This is a genomic window from Blautia hansenii, assembly GCF_013304445.1.
GTDB lineage: Bacteria > Bacillota > Clostridia > Lachnospirales > Lachnospiraceae > Blautia.
Genome location: NZ_JAAITA010000003.1, coordinates 236,175 through 245,609 on the forward strand (window position 1 = coordinate 236,175; position 9,435 = coordinate 245,609).

At 41.1% G+C, this 9,435-nt stretch carries 8 protein-coding genes; all 8 read left to right on the forward strand.

What is annotated here, in order from left to right:
* Positions 1-44: 44 nt before the first annotated feature.
* The 8 genes from G5A70_RS04660 (at position 45) to G5A70_RS04695 (ending at position 9,316) form a co-directional block, all read left to right on the forward strand.
* A complete protein-coding gene (locus tag G5A70_RS04660) occupies positions 45-443 on the forward strand; it encodes a conjugal transfer protein (RefSeq protein WP_173748472.1) in 399 nt (132 codons plus the stop codon).
* Complete coding sequence (locus G5A70_RS04665) at positions 421-2,871, forward strand: ATP-binding protein (RefSeq protein ID WP_173748474.1); 2,451 nt, start codon at positions 421-423, stop codon at positions 2,869-2,871. The genes G5A70_RS04660 and G5A70_RS04665 overlap by 23 nt, the downstream gene beginning before the upstream one ends.
* Complete coding sequence (locus tag G5A70_RS04670) at positions 2,871-5,081, forward strand: CD3337/EF1877 family mobilome membrane protein (RefSeq protein ID WP_173748476.1); 2,211 nt, start codon at positions 2,871-2,873, stop codon at positions 5,079-5,081. Before G5A70_RS04665 ends, G5A70_RS04670 begins: the two co-directional genes overlap by 1 nt.
* A complete protein-coding gene (locus G5A70_RS04675; protein WP_118116519.1) occupies positions 5,078-6,085 on the forward strand; it encodes a lysozyme family protein in 1,008 nt (335 codons plus the stop codon). Before G5A70_RS04670 ends, G5A70_RS04675 begins: the two co-directional genes overlap by 4 nt.
* Before the next feature lie 16 nt (positions 6,086-6,101).
* Complete coding sequence (locus G5A70_RS04680) at positions 6,102-7,004, forward strand: conjugal transfer protein (protein WP_173748478.1); 903 nt, start codon at positions 6,102-6,104, stop codon at positions 7,002-7,004.
* A 198-nt stretch (positions 7,005-7,202) separates the two neighbouring features.
* On the forward strand, positions 7,203-8,024 hold the full coding sequence (locus G5A70_RS04685; RefSeq protein WP_173748480.1) for a MerR family transcriptional regulator: 822 nt from the start codon (positions 7,203-7,205) through the stop codon (positions 8,022-8,024).
* 77 nt (positions 8,025-8,101) lie between these two features.
* Positions 8,102-9,091, forward strand: coding sequence for a serine hydrolase domain-containing protein (locus G5A70_RS04690; RefSeq protein WP_118116515.1), 990 nt, complete (start codon positions 8,102-8,104; stop codon positions 9,089-9,091).
* Positions 9,092-9,316, forward strand: a complete 225-nt coding sequence (locus G5A70_RS04695) for a hypothetical protein (RefSeq protein ID WP_118116514.1) — start codon at positions 9,092-9,094, stop codon at positions 9,314-9,316. It begins immediately after the preceding gene.
* The last annotated feature ends 119 nt before the right edge of the window (positions 9,317-9,435 follow it).

Genomic DNA, 9,435 nt, shown 5'->3' on the forward strand with positions numbered 1-9,435 from the left:
GAAACATGGCTGTCCTTTTCTATTTTGAAAGGAGCTAAAAGAACTTGAAAAAGATTAAAAGCTACACGGGTATCTGGAACGTGGAAAAAGTCTTGTACGCAATCAACGACTTTAACTTGCCCTTTCCCGTTACCTTTACACAGATTACATGGTTTGTGATTACAGAGTTTATCATCATTCTGTTTGGGGACTTACCGCCACTTTCCATGATTGAGGGAGCATTTTTAAAATACTTCGGTATTCCCGTTGCTCTCACTTGGTTTATGTCGCAGAAAACCTTTGACGGAAAGAAGCCGTACAGCTTTTTGAAATCACAGATAACCTATGCCCTGCGACCAAAAATCACTTATGCAGGAAAAGCCGTAAAACTGCATAAGCAGATACTCAATGAAACAATCACGGCAGTAAGGAGTGTGAACTATGTTCCCGATAAAATATATTGACAATAACCTTGTCTGGAACAAGGACAATGAAGTGTTTGCCTACTATGAGCTGATACCGTACAACTATTCTTTCTTATCCGCAGAGCAGAAATTTATCGTGCATGACAGTTTCCGACAGCTTATCGCACAGTCCCGTGAGGGTAAAATTCATGCGTTGCAGATTGCCACAGAAAGCTCAATCCGAAGTCAGCAGGAGCAGTCAAAGAAACTGGTAACTGGAAAATTAAAGGAAGTTGCCTGCCAGAAGATAGACGAACAGACCGAAGCGTTGGTATCTATGATTGGGGACAATCAAGTGGACTACCGCTTTTTTCTTGGCTTTAAGCTCATGGTTACGGAAGAACAGCTCAATCTGAAGAACATCAAAAAATCGGCGTGGCTGACGTTCACAGAATTTCTCCATGAAGTGAACCACACGCTGATGAATGACTTTGTTTCCATGCCGAATGATGAAATCAACCGTTACATGAAAATGGAAAAGTTACTGGAAAATAAAATCTCCCGTCGCTTTAAGGTGCGTCGCTTGGAAATCAATGATTTTGGGTATCTCATGGAACATCTTTACGGCAGGGACGGTATCGCCTATGAAGATTATGAGTACCAGCTACCAAAGAAGAAATTGAACAAAGAAACGCTGATAAAATACTATGACCTTATCCGTCCGACAAGATGTGTGATTGAGGAAAGCCAGCGGTATTTACGATTGGAACATGAGGACAAGGAAAGCTATGTGTCCTACTTTACCGTCAATGCGATTGTCGGGGAGCTTGATTTTCCGTCAAGTGAAATCTTCTATTTCCAGCAACAGCAATTCACATTCCCCGTTGATACGTCCATGAATGTAGAAATCGTGGAGAACCGAAAAGCATTAACAACCGTCCGCAACAAGAAAAAGGAACTGAAAGACCTTGATAACCACGCCTATCAAGCAGGAAGTGAAACCAGTTCAAATGTGGTGGACGCATTAGACAGCGTGGACGAGCTGGAAACAGACTTAGACCAGACAAAAGAAAGTATGTATAAGTTAAGCTACGTCATACGGGTGTCTGCACCCGATCTTGACGAGCTGAAACGCCGTTGTGATGAAGTCAAGGACTTTTACGACGACCTCAATGTAAAGCTGGTGCGTCCTGCTGGGGATATGCTGGGGCTTCATTCTGAATTTTTACCTGCCAGCAAGCGATATATCAATGATTATGTGCAGTATGTAAAATCAGATTTCTTGGCAGGGCTTGGCTTTGGAGCAACACAACAATTAGGGGAAACTACGGGTATCTATATGGGCTATTCCGTTGATACGGGAAGAAATGTGTACCTGCAACCGTCCCTTGCCAGTCAAGGTGTAAAAGGTACAGTTACAAATGCCCTTGCTTCTGCTTTTGTCGGTTCGCTTGGCGGTGGAAAGTCATTCTGCAACAATCTTCTTGTGTATTATGCGGTGCTGTTTGGCGGTCAAGCAGTCATTTTAGACCCCAAAGCCGAGAGAGGCAACTGGAAAGAAACGCTCCCAGAAATCGCCCATGAAATCAATATCGTAAACTTAACCAGCGACAAGGACAACGCAGGACTTCTTGACCCATTCGTGATTATGAAGAATGTAAAAGACGCTGAAAGTCTGGCAATCGACATCTTGACATTTTTAACGGGTATTTCTTCAAGGGACGGCGAAAAATTCCCCGTACTTCGTAAGGCGGTGCGTTCCGTTACCCGAAGCGACAGTCGGGGCTTGCTCCATGTGATAGACGAGCTACGCCGTGAAGATACACCCATATCAAGAAATATCGCAGACCATATCGACAGCTTCACAGACTACGACTTTGCACACCTGCTGTTTTCAGACGGTACGGTGGAAAATGCAATCAGCCTTGATAACCAGCTCAATATCATTCAAGTAGCGGACTTAGTATTGCCAGATAAAGATACCACCTTTGAGGAATACACGACCATTGAATTGTTGTCGGTGTCTATGCTGATTGTGATTAGTACCTTTGCTTTAGATTTTATTCACAGCGACCGTTCTATCTTCAAAATCGTAGACCTTGACGAAGCGTGGGCATTCTTAAATGTGGCACAAGGAGAAACGCTCTCTAACAAGCTGGTTCGTGCTGGGCGAGCTATGCAGGCAGGCGTTTATTTCGTTACACAATCCTCTGGGGACGTATCAAAGGAAAGTCTGAAAAACAATATCGGCTTGAAGTTTGCCTTTAGAAGTACAGATATTAACGAGATAAAGCAGACCTTAGAATTTTTCGGCATTGACAAGGACGACGAAAACAACCAGAAAAGGCTTCGTGATTTGGAGAACGGACAATGCTTATTGCAGGACTTATACGGGCGTGTCGGTGTAGTACAGATACACCCCGTCTTTGAAGAACTACTACACGCCTTTGATACCAGACCGCCCGTACAGAGAAATGAGGTGGAGTGATGAAAGAAAGGATAAAAGGTGCGTTCACAAAAAAGAAGATTTTCCACTTTCTCAAAATGGCTCTGTTTGTCGTGGCACTTTCCCTTATCCTGCTTTCACTCTTGGGGACGGTGGCTCATGCGATGGGGCTTGTGGACGATACCATAAACGCAGAAAATCTTTACTCAAAATATCCGCTATCGAATTACCAGCTTGATTTTTATGTAGATAATAGCTGGTCGTGGTTGCCGTGGAACTGGCTGGACGGTATTGGAAAATCGGTACAGTACGGGCTTTACTGCATTACCAACTTTGTCTGGACGATAAGCCTTTATTTAAGCAATGCAACGGGCTATGTGGTGCAGGAAGCCTATAAGCTGGACTTCATCAACGATATGGCAGACAGTATCGGAAAGAGCATACAGACCCTTGCAGGCGTTACCGAGAACGGCTTTTCTTCTACGGGCTTTTATGTTGGTTTCCTGCTTCTCATTATCTTAGTCGTTGGAATGTATGTTGCCTATACGGGACTGATAAAACGGGAAACCAGCAAGGCACTTCACGCTGTTATCAACTTTGTGGTGGTGTTCGTGCTGTCCGCTTCGTTTATTGCCTATGCTCCCGACTACATCAAGAAGATAAATGAATTTTCATCAGACATCAGTACCGCTTCACTTGACTTGGGAACAAAAATCATGCTCCCTAATTCTGACAGCGAGGGCAAGGACAGCGTAGACTTGATACGGGACAGCCTATTTTCTATTCAAGTGGAACAGCCGTGGCTCTTGCTTCAATTCGGGAACAGCAACGCAGAAGAAATCGGGACAGACCGTGTAGAAGCTCTCGTATCGGCAAGTCCAGAGGACGAGGACGGGAAAACCAGAGAGGAAGTCGTGAAAACAGAAATCGAGGACAACGACAATAACAATCTGACAATACCGCAGGTCGTGAACCGTTTGGGTATGGTGTTCTTCCTCTTGTTCTTTAACTTGGGTATCACGATATTTATATTCTTGCTTACGGGCATGATGTTGTTCAGCCAGATACTTTTTATTATCTTTGCAATGTTTTTACCTATCAGTTTTTTACTTTCCATGATACCGAGCTATGAAAGCATGGCAAAGCAGGCAATCGTAAGGGTATTTAATACCATAATGACACGGGCAGGAATAACGCTTATTGTAACGGTGGCGTTCAGCATTTCCAGTATGTTTTATAACATCTCCACGGACTATCCGTTTTTCATGGTGGCGTTCTTGCAGATAGTATGTTTCGCTGGTATCTACATGAAGCTGGGCGACTTAATGAGTATGTTCTCACTTAATGCTAACGACAGTCAAAGCATGGGACGCAGGATTTTCCGCAGACCGTATCTGTTTATGCGACATAGGGCTAGGCGTATGGAACACCGTATTGCAAGGGCGGTAAGTGCTGGCGGTATTTCGGGCGGTGTGGCTGGTGCGGTGGCTGGAAGTGCCGTTGCTAACAAACGAGCGGAAAGAAAAAATACGGCTTCTAAAGAAAATCGGGGCAATACCACTTCTAGCATGGGACAGCGTGCAGGCTCAAAGGTGGGTGCTGTCTTAGATACGAAAAATAAAGTGAAAGATAAGGCAAATGCTGTCAAAGAGAATATCAAGGATATGCCGACACAGACCGCTTATGCGGTGTATTCCGTAAAGGAAAAGGCAAAGTCCAGCGTGTCCGACTTCAAGCGTGGCATGGTGCAGGAACAGCAGTCCAGACAGACGGGACGCTTGGAAAAGCAAGAACAGCATAAGAAAAATATCGCTGACAAGCGAATGGAACTTCAAAAGGCACAAGAAGCAAGGCAGGCACAGCGAAAGGCTGACGGATCAGCGACAACGGGAACTACCCGTCCCCATGAGCGACCAGCCACAGCTTCAACCATTCCAAAGCCGAGTGCGAAAAAAATGCAGGAAGTCAAACGTCCTGCCACAGCGACCACTTCAAAAGCAAGTGAGCCAGTCAAGACAACTGTTATCAAAGAGCGTCCGTTATCTTCTGGTGCTTCTGATAGAAAAGCGACCCAGCCTGCACAGCCAGTACATAAGCAGAATGTAGAAAAAGTAGTATCGCAGGAAACACGCCAGAATTACACCAAAGACCGCAGGACAGAGGTTCAGCAGACACAAAGCGTCCAGAAGAACCAGCAGACCACAGAGAAAAGCAGTAACCTTGTAACGAAGAAAGGACAGAAGAAAAAATGAAACTGAAACATATCGCTATTATTGGCAGTCTGTTTCCTATCCTCTTTTCTCTGGTGCTGTTCTTTGGTGTCCTCATTAGTGCGGACAGCGACGACGAGAACAGCAACTTTTCTTCGGGCATTACGGGTATGAACTTATCCGCAGAAGTTTTGAAACATCAGTCTATGGTAGAAAAATACGCCAGAGAAAACGGTATCTCCGAGTATGTCAATGTGCTACTTGCTATCATTCAAGTAGAAAGTGGCGGTACGGCAGAAGATGTCATGCAGTCCAGCGAAAGTCTGGGACTACCGCCCAACTCTTTAGATACGGAAAGCTCAATCAAGCAGGGGTGTAAATATTTTGCGTCCCTGCTTTCTTCCTGCAAAAAGCAAGGTATCGACGATTTGAATGTAACGATACAGTCCTATAACTATGGAGGTGGTTATGTGGGATATGTGGCAGGAAACGGGAAAAAACATACATACAATTTGGCGGAAAATTTCGCAAAAGAAAAATCGGGTGGAAAGAAAGTAACCTACACCAATCCGATAGCCGTTGCGAAAAATGGTGGCTGGCGTTGGAACTATGGAAATATGTTTTATGTGGAATTAGTCAATCAGTATTTGACTGTTCCTCAAATATCGGGCGAACTGGCACAAAAGATAATGAATGAAGCGTTGAAATATCAAGGGTGGAAGTATGTGTATGGCGGTAGCAACCCCAACACTTCCTTTGACTGTTCGGGATTGACGCAATGGTGCTATGGAAAAGCTGGTATCTCCTTACCGAGAACGGCACAAGCCCAGTATGACGCTACCCAACATCTTCCACTTTCGCAGGCAAAGGCTGGCGATTTGGTATTTTTCCATTCTACCTATAACGCTGGTTCGTATGTAACACACGTCGGTATTCTCGTTTCACCGACACAGATGTACCATGCAGGCGACCCGATAGGATATGCAGACTTAAATAGTAGTTACTGGCAACAGCACTTAATCGGTGCAGGACGAGTAAAACAATAGAAAGGACTTGAAAAATATGTTTAAGAAGAATAAGAAACAGACAGAAAATGTCAAAGAAAAAAAGGTGCGTACTGTCAAGGTAGGCACACATAAGAAAACCGTGATTGCGTTGTGGGTGGTGCTTATCGCAAGCGTGAGCTTTGGGGTGTATAAGAATTTTACCGCTATCGACCAGCACACCACCCATGAAAAAGAAATCATTGAGCTTCGCTTGCAGGACACCAACGGGATAGAAAATTTCGTGAAGAACTTCGCAAAGTCCTATTACACATGGAATAACAGCAAAGAAGCGATTGACGCAAGGACGCAGGCAATCAGCGGTTATCTGACAAAGGAATTGCAGGACTTGAATGTAGATACAATCCGAACCGATATACCGACCAGCTCCACGGTTACAGATGTGATTGTGTGGAGTATCGAACAGTCGGGAACGGACACTTTTTCTGCTACCTACGAAGTAGATCAGCAGATAAAAGAGGGAGAACAGACAAGTAATGTCAAGGCAACCTATACTGTAAAAGTCCATGTAGACGCTGACGGGGATATGGTAATCATTCAGAACCCTACCCTTGCACCAGCAATCGAGAAATCAGACTACGAACCAAAAGCACCAGAAGCCGACGCAAGTGTGGACACTGATACCGTTAATGACGCTACCACATTTCTGGAAACATTCTTTAAGCTGTACCCGACAGCCACAGAAAAGGAGCTTACCTACTATGTATCGGGAAATGTGCTTGAACCTATCGGCAGGGACTACCTTTATTCTGAATTGATAAATCCTATTTTTACAAAGGACGGGGACAATGTGAAAGTAAAAGTTTCCGTAAAATTCCTTGATAATCAGACAAAAGCTACGCAGGTATCACAATACGAGCTTGTGTTACATAGGGATAGCAACTGGAAGATTGTAGGATAATAAGCTAGACAAAGGTTTGTATACTACTTTTTAGTAGTGTATAAGCCTTTGTCAGAAACTACTAAAAAGTTGGAAATTCATTTCTTATCATGTTATTTTAGGTGTAAGTAAGGGATAGTGGATAAAATTACTGCATTGACTTTCCCCTTACGTCAAGGTGTAACATGAGAATAGAAGTAAGTTGATAGGAGGATATTTATGTTATCTATTGGTGAATTTTCAAAGATATGTAAAGTTTCTACAAAAACACTTCGTTATTATGATGAAATCGGACTTATAAATCCCAGTAAAATCAATCAAGAGAATGGTTATAGATATTATTCCATTGAGCAATTAGAAACTATGTTACTTATAAACCGTTTAAAACAGTATAATTTTTCTTTGGAAGAAATCAAAGTGATTATTACATCAGAAGAAATACCAAATGAAAAATTATCCATAGAGCTTTATAAGAAAAAGGCAGAATTAGAAAAGCAAATACAGATATATTCACAAATTACAGAACAATTAAATGAGGATATAGCAGTTTTGAAACAAGGAAAATCAATCATGTCTTATTTGAATAAGATTGATGTACAACTTGTTGAAATACCAACTATGTATTTGGTTTCTGTTCGTAAAATGGTTTATAAGTTTGAAATGGAAGAACAATACGCTTGTTGTTTTAATTCAATATTAAGAAAAATTCAACATGACAAATTAACTGTCAATGCTCCACCTATGGTACTTTATCATAGTGATGAGTTTACTCCTTTGGGTTTGGACACAGAATTTGCTATTCCAGTAGAAGAATTTGTTACGGGAACTCGAGATTTTCGCCCCGGACTATGCTTAAAAACAACTTTACATGGCAGATATTCTAATTTGCCTTCTATTTATACGAAACAATGTGAATGGGCAGAGCAGAACGGTTATGAAAATAATGGTCCGCTTTATGAAGTTTATATTACCGATTTGACACAAACTTCAAACGAAGATGAACTTATAACTGAAATTTATTATCCAGTAAAAAAGAAATAGGTATACATCAAAGATTAAAATTTTTGTGAATAGAAGTTTCAGATACAATAACGTGAAATGGAGATGAGATTGATACTATGAATAGAAAAGAACTACACGATTTTATTAAAGAGAAACAGCCTAATATCTGTCAAATATCATGCTACAAAGACGGTAAAGAAGTTTATTCTGATGAATGGAATAATTATAAAAAAGGAGATGCTTGTCATGTTATGTCTGCAACCAAAAGTATCGTAGCATTACTTGTAGGAATAGCACTTGATAAAGGATTTATAAAAAGCATAGACCAACCCGTATTAGATTTTTTCCCTGAATATAAAATTAAAAGAGGAGAAAAAACAATTCAAAAAGTTACAATCAAGCATTTACTGACTATGACTGCACCATATAAGTATAAGTACGAACCGTGGACTAAAATTTGCTCAAGTGATGATTGGACTGTTTCAGCTTTAGATTTTCTAGGTGGAAGAAAAGGATTGACTGGACAATTCAAATACTCGACTTTAGGCATACATATACTAACTGGTATTATATCGAAAACGAGTGGTCTAAAAGTTGTGGACTTTGCAAATAAGTTTTTATTTGAACCCATTGGAGTAGAAAAACATATAAATTATTTAGCGGAAACTGCCGAAGAACATAAACACTTTACCATGTGTAAAGACCCACAAAAAAACATATGGTTTTGCGACCCAAAAGGAATAGGAACAGCAGGCTATGGTTTATGCTTTTCTGCAACAGACATGGCAAAAATCGGACAACTTTGCTTAGATAAAGGCGTTCATAAAGGGAAACAAATTATATCATCTAAATGGATTGAAGAAATAACGAAGCCAAATTATAAATGTGGAGAAGAATATAGAAATATGTCTTATGGGTATCTTTGGTGGATTGTGAATGAAAATGTATATGCAGCCATAGGAAATAGTGGGAATGTTATATATGTAAATTCGTCAGAAAATATAGTGATAGCAGTTACATCATATTTTAAGCCAACAATATTTGACCGTATAGATTTTATACAAAAGTATATTGAGCCATTTATTACTATTAGGAGAACTTTGTAAATGATGGGATTAAAAAAACGAGATATAAAAAAGGCATTAAAAGCTGGTGCAAAGGCTGGCGGTGTATCATTGACTGATGTTCGGGCTGATATTGAAGCAACAATTGATGAAGCTATGAACAGTACCGACTCTGATGTGCAGGCAAATTTCAAAAAGTATTTTGGAAATAAACGCCCTACACCAGAAGAATATATTTACAAGATTACGAAAAAGACAAAGGTTTAATCTAATATTGTTTGCTCCCTGCGGAGCAGATCAGCAAACAAAAGCTAGAAGAATACCACTAAAAGGGAGTATCCCAAAGTTTGTGTAAACCTTCAAACTGATGTAAGATAGACTTACCA

Coding starts and splice junctions, on each gene's coding strand:
- G5A70_RS04665 (WP_173748474.1), top strand. CDS start 421: ATGTTCCCGATAAAATATATTGACAATAACCTTGTCTGGAACAAGGAC.
- G5A70_RS04670 (WP_173748476.1), top strand. CDS start 2,871: ATGAAAGAAAGGATAAAAGGTGCGTTCACAAAAAAGAAGATTTTCCAC.
- G5A70_RS04675 (WP_118116519.1), top strand. CDS start 5,078: ATGAAACTGAAACATATCGCTATTATTGGCAGTCTGTTTCCTATCCTC.
- G5A70_RS04680 (WP_173748478.1), top strand. CDS start 6,102: ATGTTTAAGAAGAATAAGAAACAGACAGAAAATGTCAAAGAAAAAAAG.
- G5A70_RS04685 (WP_173748480.1), top strand. CDS start 7,203: ATGTTATCTATTGGTGAATTTTCAAAGATATGTAAAGTTTCTACAAAA.
- G5A70_RS04690 (WP_118116515.1), top strand. CDS start 8,102: ATGAATAGAAAAGAACTACACGATTTTATTAAAGAGAAACAGCCTAAT.
- G5A70_RS04695 (WP_118116514.1), top strand. CDS start 9,092: ATGATGGGATTAAAAAAACGAGATATAAAAAAGGCATTAAAAGCTGGT.